At 54.3% G+C, this 26,762-nt stretch carries 24 protein-coding genes; 11 read left to right on the top strand and 13 right to left on the bottom strand.

The features are described from left to right. Positions 1 to 425 precede the first annotated feature (425 nt). On the top strand, positions 426 to 713 hold the full coding sequence (locus Enr10x_RS23740; protein WP_145451573.1) for a hypothetical protein: 288 nt from the start codon (positions 426 to 428) through the stop codon (positions 711 to 713). Between the two features lie 341 nt (positions 714 to 1,054). Here the strand turns inward: Enr10x_RS23740 and Enr10x_RS23745 are convergent, their stop codons facing one another. From Enr10x_RS23745 to Enr10x_RS23770, 6 genes are all read right to left on the bottom strand, one after another. Continuing rightward, on the bottom strand, positions 1,055 to 1,936 hold the full coding sequence (locus Enr10x_RS23745; protein ID WP_197997343.1) for an aminoglycoside phosphotransferase family protein: 882 nt from the start codon (positions 1,934 to 1,936) through the stop codon (positions 1,055 to 1,057). A 469-nt stretch (positions 1,937 to 2,405) separates the two neighbouring features. Next, positions 2,406 to 3,551 (bottom strand): SUKH-4 family immunity protein, encoded by a 1,146-nt coding sequence (locus Enr10x_RS23750; RefSeq protein WP_145451575.1) that lies wholly within the window; start codon positions 3,549 to 3,551, stop codon positions 2,406 to 2,408. Between the two features lie 155 nt (positions 3,552 to 3,706). Next, positions 3,707 to 3,976: a hypothetical protein gene (locus Enr10x_RS23755; protein ID WP_145451576.1), complete on the bottom strand. Its 270-nt coding sequence runs from the start codon at positions 3,974 to 3,976 to the stop codon at positions 3,707 to 3,709. 825 nt (positions 3,977 to 4,801) lie between these two features. Next, positions 4,802 to 5,806: a D-2-hydroxyacid dehydrogenase gene (locus Enr10x_RS23760; protein WP_145451577.1), complete on the bottom strand. Its 1,005-nt coding sequence runs from the start codon at positions 5,804 to 5,806 to the stop codon at positions 4,802 to 4,804. Positions 5,807 to 5,821: 15 nt separating this feature from the next. Next, positions 5,822 to 6,622: a biotin--[acetyl-CoA-carboxylase] ligase gene (locus tag Enr10x_RS23765; protein WP_145451578.1), complete on the bottom strand. Its 801-nt coding sequence runs from the start codon at positions 6,620 to 6,622 to the stop codon at positions 5,822 to 5,824. 33 nt (positions 6,623 to 6,655) lie between these two features. Next, the gene (locus Enr10x_RS23770) at positions 6,656 to 7,027 is read right to left on the bottom strand and encodes an STAS domain-containing protein (protein WP_145451579.1); all 372 of its coding nucleotides are present in this window, start codon (positions 7,025 to 7,027) and stop codon (positions 6,656 to 6,658) included. 531 nt (positions 7,028 to 7,558) lie between these two features. On the opposite strand from Enr10x_RS23770, the gene Enr10x_RS23775 reads away from it, so the two are divergent. Next, positions 7,559 to 8,149, top strand: coding sequence for a DUF2062 domain-containing protein (locus Enr10x_RS23775; protein WP_145113624.1), 591 nt, complete (start codon positions 7,559 to 7,561; stop codon positions 8,147 to 8,149). An 84-nt stretch (positions 8,150 to 8,233) separates the two neighbouring features. Next, entirely contained in the window at positions 8,234 to 9,199 is a 966-nt protein-coding gene (locus Enr10x_RS23780) for a carbohydrate kinase family protein (RefSeq protein ID WP_145113626.1), read from the top strand. Positions 9,200 to 9,228: 29 nt separating this feature from the next. Here the strand turns inward: Enr10x_RS23780 and Enr10x_RS23785 are convergent, their stop codons facing one another. The 5 genes from Enr10x_RS23785 to Enr10x_RS23805 all read right to left on the bottom strand — a co-directional run bounded on the left by Enr10x_RS23785 (position 9,229) and on the right by Enr10x_RS23805 (position 13,975). Beyond that, positions 9,229 to 9,918, bottom strand: a complete 690-nt coding sequence (locus Enr10x_RS23785; RefSeq protein ID WP_145113628.1) for an SGNH/GDSL hydrolase family protein — start codon at positions 9,916 to 9,918, stop codon at positions 9,229 to 9,231. Positions 9,919 to 9,995: 77 nt separating this feature from the next. Continuing rightward, positions 9,996 to 10,883 carry a dihydropteroate synthase gene (gene folP / locus Enr10x_RS23790; protein WP_232093116.1) on the bottom strand — a complete coding sequence of 296 codons (888 nt, stop codon included), beginning with the start codon at positions 10,881 to 10,883 and terminating at the stop codon, positions 9,996 to 9,998. A 376-nt stretch (positions 10,884 to 11,259) separates the two neighbouring features. After that, the gene (locus Enr10x_RS30080; RefSeq protein WP_197996207.1) at positions 11,260 to 11,913 is read right to left on the bottom strand and encodes a hypothetical protein; all 654 of its coding nucleotides are present in this window, start codon (positions 11,911 to 11,913) and stop codon (positions 11,260 to 11,262) included. Positions 11,914 to 12,025: 112 nt separating this feature from the next. Continuing rightward, a complete protein-coding gene (locus Enr10x_RS23800) occupies positions 12,026 to 12,382 on the bottom strand; it encodes a hypothetical protein (protein ID WP_145451580.1) in 357 nt (118 codons plus the stop codon). A 189-nt stretch (positions 12,383 to 12,571) separates the two neighbouring features. Further along, positions 12,572 to 13,975 (bottom strand): HD domain-containing protein, encoded by a 1,404-nt coding sequence (locus Enr10x_RS23805; RefSeq protein ID WP_232093117.1) that lies wholly within the window; start codon positions 13,973 to 13,975, stop codon positions 12,572 to 12,574. 90 nt (positions 13,976 to 14,065) lie between these two features. Between Enr10x_RS23805 and Enr10x_RS23810 the strand changes: the two genes are divergently transcribed. After that, a complete protein-coding gene (locus tag Enr10x_RS23810; protein ID WP_145113637.1) occupies positions 14,066 to 15,889 on the top strand; it encodes a TrkH family potassium uptake protein in 1,824 nt (607 codons plus the stop codon). A 59-nt stretch (positions 15,890 to 15,948) separates the two neighbouring features. Beyond that, entirely contained in the window at positions 15,949 to 16,638 is a 690-nt protein-coding gene (locus tag Enr10x_RS23815) for a potassium channel family protein (RefSeq protein WP_145113639.1), read from the top strand. Positions 16,639 to 16,670: 32 nt separating this feature from the next. Here the strand turns inward: Enr10x_RS23815 and glpK are convergent, their stop codons facing one another. Next, entirely contained in the window at positions 16,671 to 18,158 is a 1,488-nt protein-coding gene (gene glpK / locus Enr10x_RS23820) for a glycerol kinase GlpK (protein ID WP_145451581.1), read from the bottom strand. Between the two features lie 244 nt (positions 18,159 to 18,402). Beyond that, on the bottom strand, positions 18,403 to 19,785 hold the full coding sequence (locus Enr10x_RS23825; RefSeq protein WP_197996208.1) for an ammonium transporter: 1,383 nt from the start codon (positions 19,783 to 19,785) through the stop codon (positions 18,403 to 18,405). A gap of 720 nt (positions 19,786 to 20,505) precedes the next feature. Between Enr10x_RS23825 and groL (Enr10x_RS23830) the strand changes: the two genes are divergently transcribed. The 6 genes from groL (Enr10x_RS23830) to Enr10x_RS23855 all read left to right on the top strand — a co-directional run bounded on the left by groL (Enr10x_RS23830) (position 20,506) and on the right by Enr10x_RS23855 (position 26,698). Beyond that, a complete protein-coding gene (gene groL, locus Enr10x_RS23830) occupies positions 20,506 to 22,212 on the top strand; it encodes a chaperonin GroEL (RefSeq protein WP_145451582.1) in 1,707 nt (568 codons plus the stop codon). A 140-nt stretch (positions 22,213 to 22,352) separates the two neighbouring features. Continuing rightward, a complete protein-coding gene (locus Enr10x_RS23835; RefSeq protein ID WP_145113645.1) occupies positions 22,353 to 22,643 on the top strand; it encodes a co-chaperone GroES in 291 nt (96 codons plus the stop codon). 162 nt (positions 22,644 to 22,805) lie between these two features. Then, positions 22,806 to 24,425, top strand: coding sequence for a chaperonin GroEL (gene groL / locus Enr10x_RS23840; protein WP_145451583.1), 1,620 nt, complete (start codon positions 22,806 to 22,808; stop codon positions 24,423 to 24,425). Between the two features lie 177 nt (positions 24,426 to 24,602). Continuing rightward, the gene (gene dnaJ / locus Enr10x_RS23845; RefSeq protein WP_145113649.1) at positions 24,603 to 25,736 is read left to right on the top strand and encodes a molecular chaperone DnaJ; all 1,134 of its coding nucleotides are present in this window, start codon (positions 24,603 to 24,605) and stop codon (positions 25,734 to 25,736) included. A 79-nt stretch (positions 25,737 to 25,815) separates the two neighbouring features. Beyond that, complete coding sequence (gene grpE, locus Enr10x_RS23850; protein WP_145113651.1) at positions 25,816 to 26,358, top strand: nucleotide exchange factor GrpE; 543 nt, start codon at positions 25,816 to 25,818, stop codon at positions 26,356 to 26,358. Between the two features lie 40 nt (positions 26,359 to 26,398). Beyond that, a complete protein-coding gene (locus Enr10x_RS23855; protein WP_145113653.1) occupies positions 26,399 to 26,698 on the top strand; it encodes an FmdB family zinc ribbon protein in 300 nt (99 codons plus the stop codon). The last annotated feature ends 64 nt before the right edge of the window (positions 26,699 to 26,762 follow it).

Consider the following 26,762-nt stretch of genomic DNA (forward strand, 5'->3'; position numbering starts at 1 on the left):
TGACTTTGCTGACACTGCTGCTGGTATCAGGCTTGGGTTCTACGGTGTTGGGCCAAATTGAATCGGGAGCGATCACGGGTTCCATGAGTGTTGAGTATGAACCAGAATATTCCTCTCTTGCAGGCGGGTATGCCTTATCAGGTGGAGTTCTCCATTCTTTGTTTCTTGAGTATTCGAAGTCGATCAAACAAGGAGTCTCACCCGGCTTTATGTATGTGGCGCAGTCGTCATTACGGGGGAGGCGATTTGCCTTTCTTTGTGTGGTAGATCACTCTTATCAGGGATCTGAGGCAGATGAGTTCCGCACAGAGCAACAATTACGGAACAGTCAAGGCAGGATCAGCCAGTGGTTTCTGATCAAGGACGTGATCTGCCGGCTGAAATATGAGGTGGATACTCATCCCCAGAAGAAATTGACTGAGACCATGAGGTTTGGCATCCGGGAGGTCGATCTGCAACAGGGACGTGTGTTTTATATCGACCTGCGCAAATCACCGGCACGCGTCACTCAGTTGTCACTGCAGTTGCCGAAATCGCTCGGTCAGGAAAAAGATGGTGAACTGATCAAAGAGGCGATACAGAACTGGCAGGTGAATGGTGATCTGACTCATCAGGGGAAATCGTTTCTGTTTGAAGCCGGGCCCGTGGCAGCGCGTAAGCCGCGGGAAGAGGATCTGTGGCCGGATGATTTCGATGTGGAGGAGACGGAATAGAGTTCTTGATTTTTTTACTACCACGAAAAGCACGAAAGTCTCAGGGGTTTTCTGTATTTACCGGCTCAGGGTGGGTGTGCTGATTTTGCTTCCCTCGAAAGTGATTTCTCGTAGAATCTCTCCAGGCGGGCGGACACATGGGTCCGCACCCTACGATTTCTGGATGGGTTTCTGCTTCCTGAATCGGTCTGTGGCACTGACAACTTCCTGCTCGCTACGCTCGGCCCGAATTACATTCGGGCTTACCCATTATTTCATGGTTGAAAGTGCGATATCACGCGCACTGTCGGACAAGCCGACAGTGGCACACGGCAAAGAAAGACATGAACTCTTTGAAGCTCTTATCCTACCGTCCAGGCGTCGGCCAGGACGCGTTGCAGGGTTGCCTCGCCGAGGGTGACGTGGCGGGGTTCGCCGCTGTCGAGCAGTGCCAGTCCCATGTGGAGTGCCCAGCCCAAAGCCCGCTGGATCAGAGGTGCATCCGCTCCATAAGTTTCCAGGAATTCGGTGCGGCTGGCTGGCTCATCGAGGAGCAGCCAGGCGCAAGCCAGGTCGGTTGCGGGATCGCCGGCAGCCAGATCACCCCAGTCAATCAGACCGACGAGAGCCCCATCGCGGATGATGACATTGCGGGGATGCAGATCGCCGTGAATCCAGACCGACTCGTCTGCAGGCGGTGTCTCACAGCAGGACCGCCAGAGCGTGGTCAGCTCTGATTCAGCAACGCCGGGATGATGGCGCTGTCGGTGAAGACGTTGCTCCATTCCTGGTGTGCGTGTGGGGAGCGGCACGCCGCGAAACGGGTTCTGCGGGGCCTCCTCGGGCGCGGGCTGATGCAGGGCGCGCAGGTTCTCCGCGAGGAGTCTGATGTCGGCTGAAGGGAAATTGTGCGTCTCCGCGGTCTTGCCGGCTATCCAGTGGACCACACTCCAGGGCCAGGGAAAGCGGGGGCCGGCGGAACCGTTGTGGACGGGGAGGGGAAGTTCCAGCGACAGTCGTGGTGCCAGGATCGGCAGCCAGCGTTGTTCATTCTGAAGGAGAGTTACGGCAACGGCGCGGCGGGGGAGCCGGACGGCGTGATGTTCCCCTGCCCGAAAGGTGAAATTGTCCCAGCCCTCATCGACCAGGAAGAGGCGCGCGTCGGCTAACCGGGGATAATCGACCAGCAGCAACTGTCTCACCAGGGAGAGATCCACCTGGATTTCAGCCGGTGGATGGCTCACAAGGGGGACCTCAGCTGCTGCAGGGGACAAAAGTCGTATGACATGGGTAGTGCCTGTTTCGTTTTAAGAATGCCGTTTCAGATCAACCAACGTTCATGACATCATGAGCTGAACCAGTGTGAACACCAATCTGGTGGGGACCTCAAAAGGAGGGTTTTCTACCACGAAAGGCGCGAAAAACACGAAAATTCTGATGGTGTGAATAATTTCGAGGGGTGGCCCCGAATGCAATTCGGGGTTGTTGAAAACAACAGGAAACTGACAGGGCACTCATACGATTCAGGAGGCGGAATCCCACGCCTGTAAATCGACTGCAGCCACGATTACTTTTCATGCGTGTGCTTTCATTGTCAGTTTCCTGCTCGCTCCGCTCGGCCCGAATTACATTCGGGCTGACCCCTTTTTTAATAGTTGGGAGTGGTACACGGGGTCGTGCCGCTCAGTTTTTTGGCTGTTGGAACGGCGGTTATTAAAAATACCAGCCTACGGTGCCGTAGCCGATGTCGATGACTTCGCCTTCGATGATTTGAAATCCCAGACCGTGTTCGTCGTCCCAGCCGGCGTTACAGTCGAAGCCGATGACGGCTGATCCCGCTTCGATTTTTCGCGAAATATGGATCTGTCGGAAGCGGATCAGCGAGAGCCAGCCGGCCGGTTCGCGGAGGATTGCTTCGAGTTTCGGGAGATCTGCTTCCAGTTCTTCCTGCAGGATGTCCCACCAGCCGGTATCGAACACATAGGTTTTAACCGCGTTGACGAGGAGCTTCAGAATTCGCTTTTCGTCTAAGATCAGATATTTCAAAGCCTTTTCCTGCGCAGCCGTGGGCGGGGTATTGTCGGGAGAGGCAAACGTGATTTTGATGGGATAGTGAAACGAGGCGGGAACTTTTGCCAGTGGTGCAAATTCCTGATCATCGTCCAGATTGGATCTGGAATAGACGAAATGTGTAACGAGTCTCTCATTCCAGCCGCACCTGCTCAGGTTTTTGAAACGTTCTGTTTCCCCCTCCCATTGATTCTCGTCGTTGAACAAAAGCGTTCCCAACAGAGGATGCTCAAACTGGCTGACCAGTGGATGATCCGCAGTGTCAGCCGGCTGTGCCTCCTCTTCGAGATAATTGAAGGCACATTCCGACCAGTAGGCTTCCTCAAGCGCAGCCCGCGAATCGATGTTGCGAATCTCAGAAAGGAATTCATTCACTGCTGCTTCTGTGCGACTGCTTTCGAGGAACCTGGCAAAGGCGATCAGAGAGGCGGCCAGTTCACGCACGTTGGCATTGAGATAAAGCAGCCGGGAAGCATCAGTGGACAGGACCCAGACAGTTCCCTCTTCCGCTTCGTCGAGCAGGACCGGCATCGCATAGCCGTCTTCACCGATGATGCGGTAGCGGTGAAACTGTTCGTCAAAGCCTTCTCCCTCTTCGGACTCATCGAGATGTTCCATGTCACCGGTTTCCAGCCGTTCGAAAGAGAACTCCGGGTACAGGGATGTGGGCAAGCCGGCCTGGATCAGAAAGTCTTTGTCTGCCTGATCCAGGTTTAACAGCTGCACTGATTCAGCAGGTGCACTGGAAAGCGATCCGTTCCAGATTTTTTCGAATTCGGTGGGGGTCATGTCTGTTCCTGAGATTTTAGATGACAGTGCCTGCTGCGATCGAACTGTTCTTAACAGAAATGAAGACTGATTGCCAGTTTTTGCAGTCTGTGGCAGACCACTTCCGTGTGTTTAAAGGGCAGGTTACCAGTTGTCGGGATCATAGGGGGTTAGACTCAGTCGCAGAGATCGATGAGTCGGTGGTCTAGTGTAATCTCGTTTGGTGGATGGCCTGTGACACGGGAAATGATGGTGACGACGGATTCATGAATTTCCTGTCGTGAGGGGAGTTCAGCGGGGGACTGTGTCGTCTGTGTTTCCGTCGTCGTCATGATGTTGTGGATGAGGTCCTGGACGGTGACTGCGTCCAGTTGGACCAGCGTTTCTTCTTCGATGCCGAAGTGGTCGGCGACTTCCATATAGATTTCGAGAAGATCGATGCCCATATCGACAGGTTAACGGTTTTCATCTGCGGGGATCAATGGCGGTCTGGTAGAATGTGTGAGTTATGGACGGCTCGATTTGTTTTTGGGGCTCCCCGTTTTGAGAGCTTGAACTGGAGCCATTGGTAATGGTGATGCCTGGTTGATCTTTGCCAGGCGGGCGGACACATGGGTCCGCATCCTACGAATTCTGGATGGGTTTCTGCTTTCTGAATCGGTCTGCTGCACTGGCAGTTTCCTGCTCGCTGCGCTCACCCCGAATTACATTCGGGCTACCCATCTTAAATAGTTGGGAGTGGGATACTATGAGCACAGTTGGGCAAGCCAACTGTGGCACCCCGGGATGCTTTGGAAGTTTTATCTGGAGCCATTGTCAACTTGATTCTTTATTGTTCTCGGCAGGCGGGCAGGCACGCAGGCTCTGCCCCTACTTTTTGTTATGCGGGATCGGGTGTTAGAACGTGTTATTGATGGCGATATGCGGGTTTTATGCGGTAATAAGCGGTAAAACTTGACCGAAAAAGGCGTGCATCGATGAGCAGTTGTTTTTCAAATCGTGCTGAAACCAGAGGGTTTTATGGTGTATTTGTGTCATCGGTTCTGAATGTTCCCGTGAAAATGGATCGTTGCTCGCGCGCGCGACGCATAACCAGGCATTCTGGTCAGGCGCGGGTGTGTGTCCAGCCCAGTTTATTCAGTAGTCGGGGAGGATTTGTGAGGTGGTAAATGTTATCCCAGCGGCACTGTCGGGCAAGCCGACAATGGCACCCGGCAGCCCAGGAAAACTCATGAAAAAGACAGGGATGTCCCATGCGCAGTTTACTTAGTTCAGAACCAGAGCTGTTTGTTGGCCAGGGTGATGAAGGGTTGGCCGTTGATGAAACAGCGGACATTTTCCAGCAGCGTTTCCAGGTGCCTTTCGGGGACGCGGGTCGACGCGGCTGCGATGTGAGGTGTGATGATCACGTTTTCCATCTGCCAGAGGGGATGGTCTGCGGGCAGGGGTTCGATTTCGAAGACGTCGAGGCCGGCACCGGCGATGTCACCGTTCTGGAGGGCGATGGTGAGATCCTGCAGATCGACGATCGCGCCGCGGCCGATGTTGATCAGATACCCCGTGTTCTTCATCTGCTGGAACTGCGAAGTGCGAAACAGTTTTTCGGTCTGGGGCGTGTGCGGGGCTGCGATGACGACGAAGTCGCTGATGGTCAGCAGATCCTTGAGTCGATCGAGGTCCCAGACCTCTTCGACGGCACCGGGGATGGTGCGGGTGATGGGATCGACGGCACAGACTCTCATGCCGAAGGCGGCGGCGCGATGACAGATTTCCGAACCGATAGAACCAGCTCCGACGACACCCAGCGTGCAGTCGGAAAGATGCATGTGACTGCGATCGACTTCACTGACCTGTCCCGGGCCGGTGACAAAGTTGGGCTTACCCGCAGTGCCGCCGATGGGTTGCCAGAGGGACTGTGTCTGCTGGCGAATGTAACGATGCAGATTGCGGGCGAAGCAGAGAACGAAACCGAGTACGTGGTCGGCGATGACATCGTAGAACAGGCCGCGCATATTCGTAAGCTGACAGGGGTGTGCGGCCAGTTCCGGGAAGATGTAGTGTTCCAGGCTGGCGGTGGGGGACTGGACCCATTCCAGGTTTTCGGCTGCAGCGAGCAGTTCGGGCGTGATCTTGCCGAAGAATGCGTGGGCGTCTTTGATTTCGGTGAGGGCTGTATCGAGGTCCTGCGCGTTGACGATGTGCAACTCATTCGAAATGCTCTCCATGCGGGTCAGTCGTTTCGGGTCGATGGCGGGATAGATGACGAGCTTTTTCATGGTACGGGCGATTCTTTAAAAATGTTCGATGGTGCCACTGATGATGCGTTCGCGACCGTCCTCGGTCTGCAGGATCAGATACCCCTGATCGTCGATTTCCAGACAGGTTCCTGCCCGGGTTTCGCGACCGGTGTTGATGCGAATGTCGCGGCCGGTGAGCAGGCAGTAACGCCTCCAGGTCGGCATCAGTTCTCCGCGGTCTCCCGCGACATCGTAGAGCCTGTTCTCGATGGCGTTGATGAGGTCGATCAGCGCAGGGGCCAGGGGAAACTTCTGCCCGGTTGTTTCGTAGAGCGAGGTGCCCAGCGACTGCAGTTCGGCTTCGGCGGAGAGGAACGAGTTGTTGAGATTGACGCCGACGCCGATGACGACCAGGCCGGGCTGACTGGCGGAAGTTTCGACGAGAATGCCGGAGACCTTTTTGCCGGCGAGGAAGACGTCGTTGGGCCATTTCAGTTGGAGCGTATGTTCGGGGGCCTGTCTGGCGAGTGTTTCACAGACGGCGAGCCCGGTCGCCAGGGCGATCAGGGGTTGCTTTTCCAGAGGGATACCGAGCTGGCTGGCATCGACGACCAGGGAGAACGTGAGCCCCCCTTCAGCCGACCACCAGGCGTTGTTGCCTCGCCCGCGGCCAGCTGTCTGATTGCCGGTGAGGACGAGTGCGGGGAAGCTGGTCTCGCGTTCGGAGGGGGAGGGAGTGCAGTGCGTGTGCAGGGCCCAGGAATTGGTGGAGGCCAGGCTCTCGAAATAATCCAGATGTTCGATGAACGTTTCCGCCCGGACTGCTTTCAGATCCTCAGCTGTGAACGGCAACATTCCCGACTCATTTCCAGTAAAGAGACCAGACGCTTACGAAGTTGCGGTAACCGCAGTCAGCGCTTCTTCGCGGGTGTCAAACAGGGGCCAGAGAGTGCCTACCTTGATGCACTTGAGAATATTCTGCATGTTCTCGCAGGCGTTACAGAAAACGGCCTGTCCGCCGGTCTGCCGGGCCCGTTGCAGGAGGCGGATCAGCGAGCCGATAATAATCGAATCGAGGTAGTCGACGCGGGAGAGGTCGATGATCACGTTTTTGATATCAGGGGCATCGAAGAGCCTGAGGACCTTGTTGGATTCGACCTGCACGTTGCTGTATTGAAACTGAATTGTCGAACCGAGCGGGACGACCACCAGATTCGGGGCGGCCAGTTCGACTTCAAAGATTTCCAGATTTTCTACCATCACTCAGCTTCCGTTGTACACTGTTTCAGGAGTTCCTGAAGGAATAAAGAAATAAGTCAAAGATGAAAGCGGCTTATCATGAAAGAGCATAACTAACTTTCATACACATTTCCGTGACGGAATTCAAATCTGTACTGATTTTGTCTGATCTGCTTGCGGGAATCGCTGCCTGAGATTCGTGTCGATTGTACACTGGATTCCCGATACTGTGATCCGGTCTGGACTTAGGAACGATCTTCGCCAGACGGCGGAAATGGACCGGTAATTTGAGTTGCCTTATCTGAAATCTCTTAACTAAAATACATTCTTGTCATTTGAAAAAAGAAATTGTTCCCACCGAGAGAGTTACAGAGCTTACAATCACGCCGATTCGAAAAGTCGAACCGAATCGTATGACCGGCCCAGGTTGAAGGTTTGATAAACCAGAGGAATTTTACCGAGTCCCAGCCGATATACTTTTCCAACTGACCGTAAAAGTCATGTGAACAAGCTTTTAGATCATGCGACCCCCAGTAGCCTGTTGAATTTTTTATGTCATCAACCAAACCAGCCTGGACTCTGAACCCGCGAGTGCTTCTGCGCTCGATCCTCATGCTGGATGACACTGCCCATTCGATCGCGTTGGGAACGGCGCTCGGGATGTTTATCGCGCTGACGCCGACCGTGGGCATTCAGATGATGCTGGTGGTCTGCCTGGCCTTTGTGACACGGCCGTTTTTTAAATTTAACCAGGTCGCGGCTCTGATTACGGTTTATATCTCCAATCCACTGACGATGGTGCCCATCTACTGGTTCGACTATAAAGTCGGCACGTTTTATGTCGGTGGTTCACTGACGCAGAAAGACTTCGCCCGGATTCTGGAATTCGAGGGTTTCAGCGGATGGTGGCAAACGGTGAAACAGCTGCTGTTGGAGGTCGGATCGCCGCTGATTATCGGTTCGTTGATCGTATCGACCTTCTTCGCACTGATCACCTATCCGATCATGCTGCGACTATTGCTGCGATTCAAACGCCCCCGCTCGAATGATGGTCCGGATGACTCCGACACACAGACCGTGCGTCCTGCCCAGACGGTCGACTCGGAACAGAGCATGAAATCCGTGCATCTGCATTCCAGTTAGGTGTTGATCTCCTCATTCCCTTCCGCATAATAAGCAACACATCCGGATTTCACAGATTTCGAAGCGCTTTTGAAGGACTTCCTCATGTCGTCTCCCAGGTATGACTGTTTGTGTGCGGGGATCATCGTTGCAGACCATGTGTGCAAAGCGATCGACCATATGCCCCGTCCGGGCGAGCTGGTACTGACGGATGAGATGAGTCTGACGATTGGCGGCTGTGCTTCCAATGTCGCCGCGGACCTCGCACGACTGGATCGCCGGGCTGCGATCGCGGGAATTGTGGGACAGGACGTGTTCGGGCAGTATGTGGAAGAGAGCCTGGCGGCCTCGGGAGTGCACTGCGAGTACCTGATGAAATCGGACACGCTGCCGACCAGCGGTTCGTTTGTGATCAATGTGCAGGGCGAAGATCGCCGGTTCATCCATTCGGTCGCAGCGAATTCCCTGTTCACCGGTGAGACGGTGACGGAGGAGCAGATCCGCTCCAGCCGGATCCTGTACCTGGGAGGTTACTGTCTTTCAGAAGAGCTGTCTCCCGAGAATGTCGCGCGGATGTTCGAGGTGGCCCGCGATGCGGGAGTGATCACGGTGCTGGATGTGGTGACGCCGAAGCCCGCTGATTACTGGCAGATGTTGAAGCCGGTGCTTCCCTTGAGCGATTATTTCCTGCCGAACAATGATGAGGGGGAACTGATCACGGGAGAAGCGGATCCGCTGAAGCAGGCCCAGGCCTTCCGGGATGCGGGGGCGAACTCGGTGATCATCACCTGTGGCGGCCAGGGGAGTATTCTGCTGGATGCGGAACGTTCACTGCGGTCTGAGATTTATCCGGTGGACCTGGTGGACGGGACAGGGAGCGGGGATGCGTTCGTGGCCGGTTTCATTCACGGGCTGCTGGAAGAGGGGAGCCCGGAGGCCTGCCTGCGTTACGGTTCGGCACTGGGGCACAGCTGTGTGCGTGCCACCGGTGCGACCGCGGGAATTTTCACGCGTGACGAGCTGAACGAGTTCGTTGCGGCTCATGATCTGCGTGTGGAAACCCTGTCATAGATTAAACTTGCGAAACAGACTCTGCCGAATCAGTTTTGAGGCAGATAGGGTGCGATGGCTTTTTTCCAGATCAGGTAGCCCTCGTGCTGCATGTGCAGTCCATCCGCCTTGAAGAGTTCGGGGCGGGGTTTGCCATCTTTGCCCAGCATGGGATCCCAGACGTCTGCGAATGCCAGGTAATCATGTTGTGCACACTGCTCTTTGATCAACTTGTTGGCGGTTTTCATCGTGTCTGCCAGTTTCCAGCGGCTGAGACTGGGTTTGACCGAGATGAAGACGATGCGGGTCTCGGGCAGGGCCTTGTGAACGACGGAGACGAACTGTTTAAAGTCGTTGGCCACTTCTTTGGCAGTGCGACCGCGGGCGATGTCATTGTCGCCGGCGTAGAGGAAAATGACTTTGGGTTTGTGTTTGAGAATGAGCCGTTCGGCGAAGTGCGTGGAGTCCACGATTTCCGATCCACCGAAACCACGATTGATGACGGGGAGATCGGGATAATATTTTTTCAGGTCCCACATGCGGATCGAAGAGCTCCCGACAAACAGGATGCCGCCTGTCTGGACTCCCTGTTTCTGGTCCTGTTTTTCAAACTGGGAAATGGAGTTTTCCCAGCGTCCGAAATTATGTTTTGATTTCTCTGCAGCGAAGGTGGTTGTATTCAGAGCCAGGGCGGTCAGCAGAGCGAGAAAGAGAACTCGTTTTCCCATTAATGTTTGCATGTTGTTTATTCCTTGTATTTTGGCTGCCTGTGGGAGCCGGTTCAGATTAAGTGATGATCAGTGTTGTTTCTGAATGGTCAGGTGACACGCGCGGTGACCGCTTTCCAGGCCGAGATGGCATCCCGATTGGCTTCGACATCATGCAGGCGCAGAATCTCAACGGCCTGACTAGCCAGGGCAATCGAGACTCCGACGGTTCCCGCGAGTCGTTCTTCCACTGTACGTCCGAGGAGCTTCGATAAAAAGCGTTTGCGGGAATGTCCGATGAGAACCGGGTAGCCCAGTGCCTGGAAATCGCGAATGTGAGACAGAATCTGCAGATTGTGTTCGGCTGTTTTACCGAACCCGATGCCGGGATCGAGGACGATACTCTGTGGTTGAATGCCGGCCTGGAGCAGTTCCTGGAGTCGCTGCTGAAACCAGTGCTTCAGATCTGTGACGACATTCTCATATTCCGGGTTCTCCTGCATCGTCTGGGGAGTGCCCTGGATATGCATGCAGATGACTCCCGCGCCGGTCCGGGCAGCGAGGGGGATCATGTCCGGATCGAAGGTGAGTCCGGAGATGTCGTTGATAATCACCGCACCGGCATTGATGGTCTGGCGGGCGACTTCGGCCTTGGTAGTATCAATGGAGATCGGGATGTCCGTCTGTTGCGCGAGTTGCTGAACGACGGGGACGACGCGGCGGAGTTCCTCATCCAGCGAGACGGGGTCGGCCCCCGGACGTGTGGATTCACCACCAATGTCCAGGATGTCAGCACCCTGCTCGATTAATCGCAAACCTTTCTTGACGGCTGCGTCCACATCCGTAACCTCTCCCCCATCGGAAAAGCTGTCCGGTGTGACATTGAGGATGCCCATCAGCAAAGGAGGATCTGCCAGCGTAATCGTGCGGGAACAACAGTTCCAGAGGCGCGGCTGATCTGGCAGAGACTGAGAAGGATCCGAAGCAGGCACCGACACTGAACATTCCATGAAATCTGAGGGGGAGCAGGGGGCATTATCAATTGATTTAGTAGAGCCAGCACCGGTTGTACTTCTCCCTGGAGATGGTTGCAAGGAAATAAGCTCAAAGAGGACTCAGGAATAACAGTGCAATTTTTTTGCGCAGCTTGTGCAAAACTCCGCAGGAAATCAGGAGGTTCCCTGAAAATTGACCTAGGATAGAGGAAGAGGCTGTGGATCTGATCGAATGTGTGGTGTTAAAAGTGCCTGAAAACAGTGATAAAACTGTGAAAGAGCGAGACTTCAGGAAATAAAGGATTTTTAGAGAAACTTTATTTTTCGTGTTCGCTTTACTTTGACATCGCAATTCGTTCTGGTATTGTAATCAGCGTATTTACCGTAACCGGTAAAACTTACCAAACCAGAAAAACAGACCTGTTTTCCCTAAGTGCGTAGACTCAGGGACATCGTTGGAGGGTGAAGGTAGTGACTTATCTTCCGGCGAAGTGGAACCACTTTCTTGAGAATCTGAGGAGTACACCATGATTCGAAAAACTGTCACACTTTCTTTGATGGCTGCAATGACTCTGCTCGTTGCATCTTTCAGCGTATCAGATGCAGAAGCATTTGGTTTCCGTAACCGTTGCTGCAAGCCGGCAAAGACCACTTGCTGCAAGCCTGTTCGTGAACGTTGCTGCAAGCCTGTTCGTGAACGTTGCTGCAAGCCGGTCCGCGTTCGTTGCTGCAAACCCAAACGCGTACGTTGCTGCAAGCCCGTTCGCACACGCTGCTGCAAGCCAGCTCCCGTATGCTGCCCCGCACCAGCTCCCAAGTGCTGTGCACCTGCACCAAAATGCTGTGCACCAGCTCCCAAGTGCTGCACCGCTTCTCCTTGCACAAGCTGCGAAGGCGCACCTGCCAAGCCAGCTGCCAAGAAGAAAGTAGAAGAAGCACCTGCTCCTCCAAAGAAAGCTCCGGCTCCTGCTCCTAAGAAAGCATAATGAGCTAGAGATTTTTTCTGACTGCTGGCACAATTGAAGGCTGCCACAGCCAGGAGCAACGATGAATACTACGGCCCCATTGTCTCGCACAATCGGGGCCGTTTATCGTTTATAGCGGTTATGCAGATCGTTCTGCTCAGCAAAAGAACGCCGGCAGAATCAGGCAGAGCGTGCCAGTGGCTGTTCCTCTGTGGTATCGCCTGCAGCATCTTCAGCCGCGGCAGCAAGCTGTTCTTCCATCCTGGGCAGCATTTTTTCACCGGTGCGGGTGACTTGATAAAAAACTCCGGAATCCCGCCCGGAAATCTGAAATTTCAGCAGGTCGAAGGCGATCAATTTCCCATGGATGCGGGGCAGTCGCTCAGGCACGACGCCTGCCACTTCATTCTGGCGAATGATCCAGCCATCAAATTCAGGATCCCGGTCTTTCATCTCACGCTTCATGACACTGTAGTGCTTGAGTACGAGGCACCATTCCGGGTTTCCCAGCATCTGTTCCAGTTCGAAATCTATCATGTTGAACTTATCGTCAGCGCCGGAAAAACAGTCTCAATGATTTTCCTGTGCCGACACGACCGACATAACAGGACCACTGTCTTGCCTGTTCAGCGGGAAAATTCGGAAATTCTCCTCAAGAGAGTGCCTCTATTCACGATGCGAATTCAGGGAATGCAACGGTTGTACAAGTGCCATCCGCTCTGTGGACTACATGTTGGTCTTGGAATCTGAGACTTCCCCCAGCGCGGCATTCAGGGCGTTGGTGAGTTCCAGATCATGGAGGTGATCCCGTGTATAAATGCGGAAGATCAGAAAGCTGACAGGCAGGGCACGAAAGAGTTCATCGTCGTGCAGTTCCTGTGTCTGCTCGGTGCCGGGATCCAGCAGATAATTCTGGCCCCCGGCGGGCAGCCTGCCGCTGGGACGATGATAGTGTCGCGCGACGTCGATCCTGAGAGGAATCTGCTTTAATTCGGGAGGGAGTTTGGCTCGTACCCGCTTCTCAACCAGATCAGGTTCAGAAAAGATTGAAGTGTGAACTGCCGTCCCGGAGTGGAAATTGATCGATCGTTCGCAGGCCATTTTCCATTCCACGTTGCGCGAGAGAATGCCCTGCCAGCGTTCTCCCAGTTCACGTACCACAGGATCGGAGCTCTTCTGGAACCGCCCGACATCGACGAGGAAAGAGGACTCCGTGAACCCGAGATAATCATCAAGATGCTCCAGCGGATTGCCATGAAACAGGTGCTGCATGGTCTCGGCGAAGATCTCTTCGAGCGCCAGGTCCAGTGCGCGAACCGTGCGGTGGTAGTAGATCGTACGGAACAGGTTCGCGCGGGTTTCAATAAAATTAACCAGCGCGGTCATTCCGCGTCCGTGAATGGTGAGCCCTTCGGATGTGAAGAAGCTGTAATGGATCAGGCGGGAGACATCAACGGCGCGAATGTTATAGCCGGACATATAGGCGTCGCGGAGAACGAAATCCATATTGTCGACGGTATAAATGCCGCTGAACATGGCCCGCAGCTTACAGAGCCAGTCCGGGTTTCCAGCCTCGCTGTCTGCATCGCCGGAGGGGCGCCGGATGAGCCAGCCGATCTGCCTGGGATCGAGTTCTTCCAGCGGATTGAGATGGCCGTTGGGATTCCTGCGAATCCCGCGAATGAGGTCTCCCAGTTCATGCTCGATGATATGCGCGCCGATATCTTCATGGGTCAGGTTGAACTGGTCCAGGTAATGATCGTCGAAGAAATGTCCAAAGGGGCCGTGCCCGACATCGTGCAGCAACGCGGCCAGCCGGACCAGGCTTTCTACATAAGGGAGCGAGGGCACGTTGCGACAGGCACTACTCAGGGAATCATACCAGGCATTGATGGAGACGGAGGCGAGGTGCATGGCACCGAGTACATGCTGAAACCGCATGTGCTCGGCAGAGGGGAAAACCCACCAGGCGGTCTGCAACTGGTGGATGTGCCTGAGCCGCTGTACCCAGGGGTGGTCAATGATTTCCTGTTCAGAGACCTCTTCATCGGGAATCCCGGTCTTTGAGGTAAAGGGAATATACCCATGAATCGGGTCATGGGTCAAACTTTCGGAAATAAAATCGCGCACGATATTCTCACTGTTTCAATTGCGGTGCAATACGAATAAAATCTGAACAGGTTTTCATAAAATTATTTTTTTGATACACTTACGCTGCAAATGACTCTGTCGCATCTCCCCAGTCGCATCCGTTATCAGACGCACCACCCCCGCCGCTGTCGTCAGTTGAGGCGGATGGAACTCTTTGCGCTGATCATCGCTCTGATCTCCACAGTCATTCTACATGGCCTGCTGAAGATTACCACCGTTGTCCACTGGGAATTAGGTGCCGCCATTATCCTGGCGATGAGCTATTTCACCCTGAGCCTGATGCTGCGTTATGGCTGGCATCTGGATCGCAAAGAATTCTTTAAGACCCATCTGGCGCATTTCTTTTTCTGCGGTCTCTGGCTGATCGCCAGTCTGCTGATATTAATCTTTCAGGATCTGCTGCCCGATGATGCGCCTGGTCGACTGGCATTGATTCTGGGCGTTTCCGAATTTTGCGTCATCCTGCGGAGTTTGTACGAAACCGTCATCCTGATCCGTCGCGTCTCTTCGCGTGGCTGGAACCCCGCATTGATCGTGGTGACATCCTTTCTGGCACTGATTGCCATCGGTACGATTCTGCTGATGTTCCCCTCAGCGCGAGTGCAGGATCCCGCAGCAAAAACGACAGAGGGCGCTCCGTTTCTGATCGCTCTGTTTACCTCGACCAGCGCCAGTTGTGTCACCGGGTTGATCGTGGTCCCTACAGGCACATATTGGAGTCGCACGGGGCACACGATCATCATGTTTCTGTTTCAGATCGGTGGACTGGGCATCCTGACCTTTGGTGCATTCTTTGCAGCCGCCTTTGGTCGTTCAATGCAGATCCGGGAAAGCGTGACGTTCAGCGAAATGCTGGAGTCCAGTCAACGCGGCGATATTCGACGGCTGGTGCTGGCCATCCTGGGAATCACGATTTTTACCGAACTGCTGGGGGCAATCTGCCTGATGGGGCTCTGGCCAGAACTCCCCTTCAGAGAGCGACTGTTCTTCAGCCTGTTTCACTCGATCAGTGGTTATTGCAATGCCGGCTTCAGCCTGATGGACGACAATCTGCTGGGGATGGGGCACCACTGGCAGGTCTGGGGGGTTATGCCGGCCCTGATTATCATCGGGGGGATGGGTTTTGCCGTGAATTACAATTTCATGCTGTATGGAATCACGAATTTTTCCAACCTGCGGATCCGCAAACCCCTGTTTCATCATCCGACTCAAAAAGTCCGACTGACGATCTCCTCGCGACTGATCTTTTTCACGACGCTCTTCCTGCTGGTCGGGGGAACGGTCGGCATCTATATGCTGGAATCCTTCCATGCCAGCGACGACCTGACCTTCTGGGAGCGACTCAATTCCGCCTGGTTTCAGTCGGTTACTTTCCGGACGGCGGGTTTCAACACCGTGGACCTGGGCGCCTACCAGCCGCAATCCAAACTGTTCGCCGTACTGTTGATGTTTGTGGGTGCCTCTCCCGGTTCTACGGGGGGCGGCGTGAAAACGGCTGTGTTTGCCCTGGCGGTCCTGTCGGTCTGGTCGCTGTTGAAAGGGAGAGACCGTGTTGAAATCATGGGGCGCACGATCCCCAATACCCTGATTCACCGCTCGTTGACGATCATTTCACTGGGGATTCTGGTACTGATGTCATCGACGTTACTGATCGTGCTGTTCGAAAACAACCAGGCCATTTTCCTGGATCACCTGTTTGAGGCAACCAGTGCTTTTGCGACCGTGGGAGTCTCTACGGGCATCACCGCTGATTTGACGACCCCCTCACACTGGGTCATCATTGTAACCATGTTTATTGGTCGAGTTGGTCCCCTGACGGCTTTGATCGCGCTCTCGAACCGCGGACCTTCTTACCGATATCATTACCCGGAAGAACCGGTTAACCTCGGTTAAAGAGAAACCGAATTGAAGAACATCACAAGTAATTCATCCTGCAGAGGAGAACTGATCCCGTGATAAAAGTAGCAGTCATCGGTTTGGGGCGATTTGGTACAGAACTGGCCAAACGCCTGGGAGCCAGTGGAGTCGAAGTGATCGCGATAGACCATTCCGACAAGCTGGTCAACGAAGTGAAAGATGACGTTGCGGTCGCCGTACGATTGAACTCTACCGACGAACTGGCACTGAAAAGCCAGGACGTGGATAAGGTCGATGCCTGCGTGATTTCGATCGGCGAAAATTTCGAATCAGCCCTGCTGACCACCGTCATCATCAAAAAGATGGGGGTCCCGAAAATCATCTGCCGCGCCCAGTCGAAGTTTCACGCGGAAATCTTCACCCAGGTCGGTGCGACCGATGTGATTCAGCCCGAGATTCAGGCCGGTGCCCACCTGGCACGCCTGCTGGCCAATCCCCACCTGGAAGATTACATCCAGGTAGGTGACGGCTATACCATGATCGAACTGATGACGCCCAAAGAGTTTGTCGGCAAGAACCTGACCGAACTGGCCCTGCGTTTGAAATATTCGGTCAACGTGGTTGCGATTCGGAAACGAAACTCAGCGGAAATCGAGAAGAACACCGGCAAGATCTATACCACCGACTGTGTGCCTCACCCGGATTACCAGATTCAGGAATCGGACATCCTGCTCATCATCGGAACCGACCAGAACCTGGCGCGTCTGCCCACCAGCAATATCTGAAACGCAGTGAGCTGCTTTTCGGGCTTCTCTGATCAGACCCAGTCGCGCGAACGTTCCACAGCCTGTTTCCAGCGCCGATAGAGCTGGTCGCGCCGGGAGGCTTCCATCTGAGGCTGGAATTCGGCGTCGAGTGCCCAGTTGCGGGTGACCTCGGCCTGATCGTGCCAGAACCCGACTGCCAGACCTGCCAGATAGGCGGCTCCCAGAGCCGTCGTTTCATGCACCACGGGACGCTGTGCGGGGACATCCAGCATGTCCGCCTGAAACTGCATCAACAGATTATTCGCAGCGGCGCCGCCATCGACTTTCAGTGTTTTCAGCTTAATCTGTGAATCCTGCTCCATGGCGTGCAGCACATCGCAGGTCTGGTATGCGAGTGATTCCAGGACGGCCCGGGACACATGTGCCCTGGTCGCACCACGGGTCAGACCGACCAGAGTGCCGCGTGCATCCTGATCCCAATACGGGGCCCCCAGCCCGACAAACGCGGGAACAAAGAAGACATCCCCCGTGTCTTCCACCTGCCCCGCCAGATCTTCGATCTCTGCCGCGGATTCGATGATCTGCAGGCCGTCCCTGAGCCACTGAATCGCAGCGCCGGCGACAAAGATCGAACCTTCCAGACAGTAGGTCACCTTACCGCCAATACTCCAGCCAACCGTGGTCAAAAGACCGTTCTCCGAGAGGACCGGTTTGTCGCCTGTATTCATCAGCATGAAGCAACCGGTCCCATACGTGTTCTTGGCGGAACCGGGTTCGAAACACCCCTGCCCGAAGGTGGCAGCCTGCTGGTCGCCGGCAATCCCGGCAATTTTGATGGGTTCACCAAACAGTTCGGGAGCGGTCTCGCCATAGACTTCGCTGGAGCTCTTGACCTCCGGAAGCATGCAGCGGGGAATGTCGAAGACGTTGAGCAGCTCGTCATCCCACTCGAGCGTATGAATATTGTAGAGCAAAGTACGACAGGCGTTGGTGGGATCGGTAACGTGGACCCTGCCTCCTGTCAGACGCCAGATCAGAAACGTGTCGATCGTTCCGAACAGAATCTTGCCTGCCTGGGCCTGTTCCCGCAGCCCCTCGATCGTATTCAACAGGTATTCAATTTTGGTCCCGGAGAAATAAGCATCGAGCAGGAGTCCTGTTTTCTCTCGAAACAGGCGCTCATAGCCTTCGGCTTTTAACTGATCACAGCGGTCTGCCGTCAGTCGACTCTGCCAGACGATGGCATTCGCAACGGGCTTGCCGGTCTCTTTCTCCCAGAGCACGATTGTTTCCCGCTGATTGGTAATTCCAATCGCAGCGATGTCGGAGAGTGCGGCGCCGGACTGGTCAATCACCTCGCGGGCCGTGGCCAGCTGTGATTCCCAGATCGCTTCCGGATTGTGTTCCACAAGTCCCGGAGAGGGAAAGATCTGTTCAAATTCCTCTTGCGAGGTGGCTTCAATCTGCCCCTGATGATTGAACAGAATCGATCGACTGGAGGTCGTTCCCTGATCCAGCGCCAGCACATACTTTGCCATTTCCACACTCCCTGAGGCGAACACAAGCTCGAAAGGAATTATCGTGAGTCGATACCTTTCCGTTACATTAAGCAAGCTGTCTTCAGTTCACAAGGAATTCAGGAAATTTCTTTTGAGGAGGCGCTTTCAGAATTGCGCTTCAGCGCATAAAAAAACTGATGGCGAGAGAACTCATTTCTCAAGCCATCAGTCAGTCACACTTTAGGTACCTCCTGCAAAGTACCAGTGTACGCGTCAGGTTGGACTAGTGGTAAGCCTGCATTCCGTGCTCGGACAGGTCCAGACCTTTCAATTCATCTTCCTCAGAGACTCGGAGCTGTCCGATGACCTTCAGGAAGGAGAAGAGGATAAACATCGTGATGAAGGCGTATGCCGGAATCACAACAGAACCGATAATCTGGGTGACGATGTTGTAGTCACCAAAGATCCCAGTGGCCACACCACCCCAGATTCCACACAGACCGTGGACAGGGAAGGCACCAACGGGGTCGTCGATTTTGAGTTTTTCCAGAGCCAGAATCCCGAAGACGACCAGCAGACCGGCAATCAGTCCGATGACAATCGCTTCGATGTTGGAGACGCTGTCACAGTTGGCAGTGATGCCGACCAGACCGGCCAGAACACCGTTCAGGGCCATGGAGATATCAGGTTTCGTGTACATGATCCAACCCAGGATCATCGCGGCCACACCACCGGCGGCTGCAGCCAGGGTTGTGTTGGTCGCAATCAGCATCACAGCGTTGGTATTATCAGTTCCAGCGAATGCCAGCTGACTACCAGGGTTGAACCCGTACCAGCCGACCCACAGGATGAAGACACCCAGAGTGGCCTGAGCAATGTTGTGTCCAGGAATCGGAACCGACTTGCCGTCTTTGAAGCGACCAATACGGGGTCCGAGAACAATCGCACCTGCCAGACCGGCGAAACCACCGACGGCGTGTACGACGATTGAACCAGCAAAGTCATAGAAGCCCATGGCGTCTAACCAGCCACCGCCCCATTTCCAGTAACCGCTGACAGGGTAGATGATACCTGTGAGGATGACACTGTAAATCAGGTAAGAGCTGAATTTGAGACGACCGGCAACGGCACCAGAGACGATCGTGGCTGCTGTCGCGGCGAAGGCAACCTGGAACAGGAAGTCCACCTGCGGGTGCAGGACACCTGGGCCTGGATCTCCGGCTTCCCCGATACCGAACCCGGCAAAACCGAAGTAACCGTTGGTTGCTGCATCACCTGGATACATCAGTCCGTAACCGACAGCGTAATAAACCAGTACGCCGGCACAGACATCCATTAAGTTCTTAAAGAGAATGTTGATGGTATTTTTGGAGGAGTTGAATCCGGACTCAACCATGGCAAAGCCGGACTGCATGAACAGCACCAGAACAGCACAGAGGAATAACATACTGTTATCGAGTGCATAATAGAGTTCCGTCAATGAAAGCTTGGGAGCTTCCTCTTCCGCTGGTGCTTCTTCTGTTGTTTCAGCGGGAGCAGCGGTCTCTGCTGCTGCCGGCTTTTCTTCTTTGGCTTCTGCTTCGTCGTAAGCCCAAGCCGGCTGAGATACTGCTAAAACAACGACAAGGCTTGCCGTCAAGCCCATGAGCGCATGTTTCCAATTCATTTTGTCGCAAACCTTTCCCGGAGTCTTCTCAGTGGTTGTTCTGTCTACTGTCTGGACAATCAAAATATTTCTGATCAAGACCCCTAAATACCAATCAATAAAAATGAGCACTTATTTGGTAAAAGGCTTTAATGCAAACAGTGTGCCTCAATCTGATTTGCGACAAGCAACATAGAACTTATCTATTTCTCATGCAGAGATTTACGTCATCTCATAATAAATTAATATTTGTCTAAACTTGCTCCCGTCTCCGCTTCAGATGCAGATTAAAGTGGCAATCACACAGCCCCTTGCCTGCGGATTAAGCAACCTGTTGCTCACATCGACAACAGGGAATCTGATCCGTTGAGATCACTCGACACTCTGTCGGATTTGACACCCCGCAGGCTGACTCCGGAGCCCAGCTCTGCTGCCTGACCTGACAGCTGTGATTTCTCTGCCATGTTGGCAGTCCCACATCCACACCTACAGAGCCCCCTGATCACTAACCCCTTATATAAAAGGTCTTACGACGTCGATCTCCGATTGGCATGATGATTGCAATTACTGGGCGACATGGACAGGGTCCAGACTTGATCCTGCCAACTTTGTCGTAATTACATTTAACGTGCTCACTCGCCGGCCCCCTGTGATAACAGGCAGCGCGGAACGAGGCGTGTGAGAGATCATCGTGGTCATGGGCAAAATTATTGGCCATTTATTGCTGGTTGAGGAGAGACTGTGGCAAAACTTTTAAGCTTTGACGAAGAGGCCAGGAAGAGTTTATTGGCAGGAGTCGCTAAGTTGTCGCGGGCGGTAAGCAGTACGCTTGGGCCGCGAGGGCGAAATGCTGTCTTGGACAAAGGCTGGGGAACACCGAAAGTCACCAAAGACGGCGTGACAGTTGCCGAAGACATCGAACTGGAAGATCCCTTTGAAAACATGGGGGTTCAGCTGGTGAAAGAAGCAGCATCGAAAACAAACGATGTTGCAGGGGACGGCACCACAACGGCAACCGTACTGGCAGAAGCCATTTTCCGGGAAGGTCTGAAGTACATTGCTTCCGGCGCGGATCCGATGGCACTCAGCCGTGGCGTACAGAAAGCCGTTGATGCAGTTGTCGAGCAGATCGGTAAGATCTCCAAAGAAGTAAAAGGCAATGACAAGAAAGCCATCCAGACCGTGGCTACCATCGCCGGTAACAACGATCCGGAAATCGGTAAGATCCTGGCAGATGCACTGCTCAAAGTCGGTGCCGATGGCGTGATCACCGTCGAAGAGGGACGCGGCGTCACCACTGATGTCGACCTGGTAGAAGGCATGCAGTTCGAACGCGGCTTCCTGTCTCCCCACTTCGTGACCGATGAAGACAACCAGACCTGTGATCTGGAACGGGCCAAGATCCTGATCTACGAAGAAAAGATCAGCTCCGCTCAGGTACTTGTACCGCTGCTGGAACAGATTTCCAAAGATGGCTCACCACTGCTGATCATCGCCGAAGACATCGAAGGCGAAGCACTGGCCACCCTGGTGGTCAACAAACTGCGTGGCATCCTCAAAGTCTGTGCAGTCAAGGCCCCCGGATACGGCGACCGTCGTAAAGCCATGCTGGAAGACATCGCTGTTCTGACCGGCGGAAAAGCGATCTTCAAAGACCTGGGCATCAAACTGGAAGCAGTGGAACTCAAAGACCTGGGACAGGCCAAGAAGATCCACGTCAGCTCCGACAATACCACCATCGTCAGCGGTGCTGGCAGCAAAGCAGCCGTCAGCGGACGTGCCGATCAGATTCGTGCTGAAATCGACGTCACCGACAGTGAATACGATCGCGAAAAACTGCAGGAACGTCTGGCGAAACTGGCCGGTGGGGTGGCTCAGATCAATGTGGGTGCCGCCACCGAAACCGAAATGAAAGAACGCAAAGACCTGATCGACGATGCCCTGGCTGCCACCCGTGCCGCCATCGAAGAAGGCATCGTCCCCGGTGGTGGAATCGCCCTGCTGCGATCTGCCAAAGCCCTGGACAGCCTGAAACTGTCTGGCGACCAGGCTCTGGGCGTGGCTCTGATCCAGAAGGTTCTGGAAATGCCGCTGCGTTCCATCGCGGAAAATGCTGGTCTGGACGGTTCGGTTGTCTCTAACCGTGTCAAGAAAGACAAGAGCAGTTCCTACGGTTACGATGCCCTGAATGATCGCTACGGCGATATGTTTGACTTCGGCGTCGTCGACCCGGCCAAGGTTGTGCGTTCCACTCTGCAGAACGGTGCCAGTGTCGCCTGCCTGCTGATGACCACCGATTCCATCGTGGTTGAAGAACCCAAGGAAGAAGAAGACGATCATCACCATGACGACCACCACGATATGGGTGGCATGGGCGGAATGGGCGGCATGCCTGGCATGGGCGGCGGAATGCCCGGTATGGGAATGCCTGGCATGGGAGGCTTCTAGTCTCGTTTTGTCGGTCTGCCTGCAGACTGACAGGGGACCTGTACCGGGTCCCACCTGTTGTTTGTAACAATTTATCCCGGGTCTGAATCCCGGCTTCACAAATACAACCAGACTTACTGGAATAATCGGGAGTTAACTTAATGGAACTGAATCCCCTTGATGACCGTATTGTTATTGAACCCAATGTCGCTGAAGAAACCACAGCCGGCGGTATCGTGCTGCCCGACACAGCACAGGAAAAGCCTCAGAGCGGAACCGTGATCGCTGTCGGACCGGGACGCCTGATGGAAAGCGGCGAACGCTGCCCCGTGGCCGTTGAAGTCGGCGACGAAGTTCTGTACGGCAAATACGGCGGAACCGATATCGAAGTCGGTGGTAAAGAAGTCAAGATTCTGCGCGAGAGCGACATCCTCGCCAAAATCATGAAGTAAAGAACGTCATTTTATCGGAACACCGGACAGAGGCTGAGCGTGTTCATTCCACTTCAGTCTCTGCTCTGAGTCGAGAATCTAATTCAAACCACAAATCACGCAGGGGAGAACGGAGTAATCCGATCAAATGTTCGTTCCTGTTAAACAGAGGAGTTAATAAGCGTGGCAAAGCAACTTTTGTTTGAAGATCGCGCACGTACCAAGCTGCAAAAAGGCGTGCAAACTATCAGCGACGCTGTAGCCATCACAATGGGTCCTACCGGGCGTAATGTGATCATCGATAAAAACTTTGGAAACCCGGTGGTGACCAAAGACGGTGTTACAGTCAGTAAAGAAGTGGAAGTCGAAGATCCCTTCGAAAACATGGGAGCCAAACTGGTCAACGAAGTGGCTACCAAGACCAGTGACATCGCTGGTGACGGCACGACAACCGCCACGGTTTTAGCTCGTTCCATCTACTCAGAAGGTCTGCGTGGTCTCTCACTGGGTGCCAACCCGATGGTCGTCCGCCGCGGAATCGACAAAGCAGTCGAAGCCGCCGTCGCTGCCATCGAAGAACTGGCCAAGCCCGTCACGGAAAAGGCGGAAATCGCCCAGGTCGGTGCCATCTCCGCTAATAACGATTCCGAGATCGGAAACCTGATCGCGGATGCCGTTGAAAAAGTGGGCCGCGATGGTGTGATCACCGTGGAAGAAGGCAAGGGGAACGAAACCACCCTGTCTTTCGCTGACGGGATGCAGTTCGACAAAGGCTACATTTCACCTTACTTCGTGACCGACACCGAAGGCATGAAATGCATCCTGGAAGACTGCTACATCCTGATTCACGAATCGAAGGTCTCCGCTCTGCGGGATCTGGTTCCGCTGCTGGAAAAAGTTTCCCAGACCGGCAAGCCCCTGCTGATCATCGCTGAAGATGTCGAAGGTGAGCCGCTGACCGCTCTGGTGGTCAACAAGCTGCGGGGTGTGCTGAACATCGCTGCCGTCAAAGCCCCCGGCTTTGGTGATCGTCGTAAAGCCATGCTGGCCGACATCGCCGTGCTGACCGGCGGTACCGTGATTTCAGAAGATCTGGGAATCAAACTCGAATCTGTGGAACTGAGCCAGCTGGGTCAGGCCAAGCAGGTCGAAATCACGAAAGATTCCTGCACGCTGATCGAAGGGGCCGGCGATACCGAAGCCCTGCAGGCCCGCGTCGCACAGATTCGTGGACAGCTGCAGAAAACGGAAAGCGAATACGATCGCGAAAAATTCCAGGAACGTCTGGCCAAACTGACCGGCGGCGTGGCGATCATTTCTGTCGGTGCTGCTACCGAAGCAGAAATGAAGCAGACCAAAGCCCGGATGGAAGACGCCCTGCACGCGACCCGTGCTGCTGTGGAAGAAGGTATTCTCCCCGGTGGTGGCGTGGCTCTGCTGCGATCCATCGAAGCGGTCAACAATGTCAAAGGCAAGAACGATGACGAGAAAATCGGCATCAATATTGTCGCCCGTGCCCTGGAAGGTCCCATCCGCCAGATCGCAGAAAACTGCGGTGTAGACGGGGCCGTGATCGCTGACGAAGTCAAAGAACTGAGCGGCGCCAACGGATACAATGCCTACAGCGGCGAATATGTCGACATGTTCAAAGCAGGCATTATCGATCCGGCCAAGGTCGTGAAGAACGCTCTGAAAAACGCCGCCTCGATCGCCGGCCTGATGTTGACCACCCAGGTACTTATCACCCGCAGTGAAAGCACCGAAGGCGGTAAACTGGCTGATGTCGAAGGCAGTGTACGATAAGTTCGACTGCAGTCTGAAATCGAATTTCATACTCAGACGAAATGATGTGATCTCAGACGGGCCGCCGCAACAGGGTGGCCCGTTTTTTTCAGTTCTGATCGAACTGCTGGATTCAGAAATGACTCCGTAGCGGACCGGGGGCATTTCGATACTTTAAGATATGACGAGTTTTTAGTTATGGCATCGAAACGCGATTATTATGAAGTTCTCGGCGTATCGCGCGACGTGACCACCATAGAGATCAAAAAAGCCTACAAGAAAATGGCGCTGGCGAATCACCCGGACCGGAATCCTGGTGATGAGGAAGCCACCAAACGTTTCAAGGAAGCTGCCGAAGCCTTTGAAGTTCTGGGCGACGAACAGAAGCGCGCCCATTACGATCGTTACGGGCATGCTGATTTTGGTGCAGGCGGCGCGCATCAGTTCCATGACGTGTCTGATATTTTCAGCGCGTTTGGCGACCTGTTTGAAGGATTCGGATTCCGCTCCTCGAACTCACGTGGCGGAAATCGTCCACGGCAGGGTGAGAGTCTGCGAACCAGCATCCAGATTGATTTGCTGGAAGCAGCCGCGGGCTGTGAACGCGAAATCCAGATTATGCGTCAGGAGCCCTGTGAAACCTGTCATGGCTCAGGTGCGAAACCGGGAACCGATCCCGAAGAATGCGACTACTGTGGCGGAGCCGGCCAGGTAGTACAGTCGCAGGGCTTTTTTCGGGTACAGACCACCTGTCCCCGCTGTCGCGGTGCCGGACAGGTGATCGTAGAAAAGTGCTCCGACTGCCGGGGCGACGGACGGATCGCTCGCGAAATCAGCCTGGATGTCAAAGTCCCCGCCGGGATCGACAACGGCATGCAGCTCTGCCTGCGAGGAGAAGGGAACCCCGGCCAGAATGGCGGTCCCCGTGGTGATCTGTATGTCGTGGTGAGCGTCGACGAGCACCCGCTGTTCCGCCGGCAGGAACAGGAACTCAGCTGCCATGTCCCCATCACTTACACGCAGGCAGTACTGGGAGCCGAGATCGAAATCCCGACCCTAGAGGGACGGCACGAATTGAAGATCCGCTCCGGGACACAGCCTGGGGAAGTCTACCGCCTGAAGGGGCTGGGCATGCCCAATCCGCACGGCGGGCGACGCGGCGACCTGCATGTGATCGTGCAGATCGATGTGCCGCGTAAAATTTCGGAACGGGAAGAAGAGCTGTTGCGGGAACTGGCTGAAATCGAGCATACGGAAGTTTCCAGGCACCGCAGCCCGAGCCGGGTTTCGTTTATCGATAAACTCAAGGAATATTTCACTCACTCTGACTGATCAGATTCGGTCAATCTCTACAGATTTTTTGACAATCCGTTGATCAGTTTCCAAATAGCGTAAGTTACAGGTCAGAAGCATGACAGATATGGAACAACCGGAAGACATTCAGAATCAGACAGAAGAAACAGAAGCGGCCGAAGGATCTCCGACCGTTGAAGAACAGTTGGAGACAGCACTGGCGGAGCGCGATGAAAACCAGAATCGTTTTCTGCGTTCGCAGGCAGAGCTGGATAACACCCGCAAGCGTCATCAGCGGGAACTGGCCGAACTGCGTCAGTATGCTGCGGCTCCGTTTGTCCAGGCAATGCTGCCCGCGCTGGACAACCTGAAGCGTGCCGTGGAAGCGGCCGAAAATGCAGACAACGTGAGCGATCTGAAGCAGGGCGTTGAAATGGTCGCCAAGCAGATTCTGGACGTCTTCGCCCAGCACAACGTCAAAGCCATTGAAGCGGTCGGGCAGCCCTTTGATCCCAACCGGCACGAAGCACTGCAACAGATGCCCTCAGAGGAATACCCGCCGATGACTGTCATCCAGGAACTGGAACAGGGCTTTATTCTGAACGACCGGGTGGTGCGTCCGAGTAAGGTCATCGTCTCCTCCGGTCCTGCTGGAAACTGATTTGTGTTCTACATTCACTGTTTTTTGAGAGAATCAAAAGATGCCAACGTATGATTATGAATGCTCCCAGTGCCATCATCAGTGGGAAGTGTTTCAGTCCATCACTGCCAAGCCGCTTCGCAAATGCCCTGAGTGCGGCAAACTAAAAGCCAAACGCATTATCGGTGCCGGCGGCGGGATCATCTTTAAGGGAAGCGGTTTTTACGAAACTGATTACCGCAGCAGTTCTTACAAAAAAGCAGCCGAAGCCGATTCCAAAGCACAGGCCGCCAGCTCCGAATCCAAAAGCGCCAAAAGTGACTCTGGTTCCTCGACCAAGAGTGCCTCCTCGGATTCCTGATTACCTTTGAAATTTCTCCGGGAATGATCTATAAGGGAATCAGCCGCCGATTCAGCTACTCTTT

Origin of the sequence: Gimesia panareensis (assembly GCF_007748155.1) — a bacterium.
Lineage (GTDB): Bacteria > Planctomycetota > Planctomycetia > Planctomycetales > Planctomycetaceae > Gimesia > Gimesia panareensis.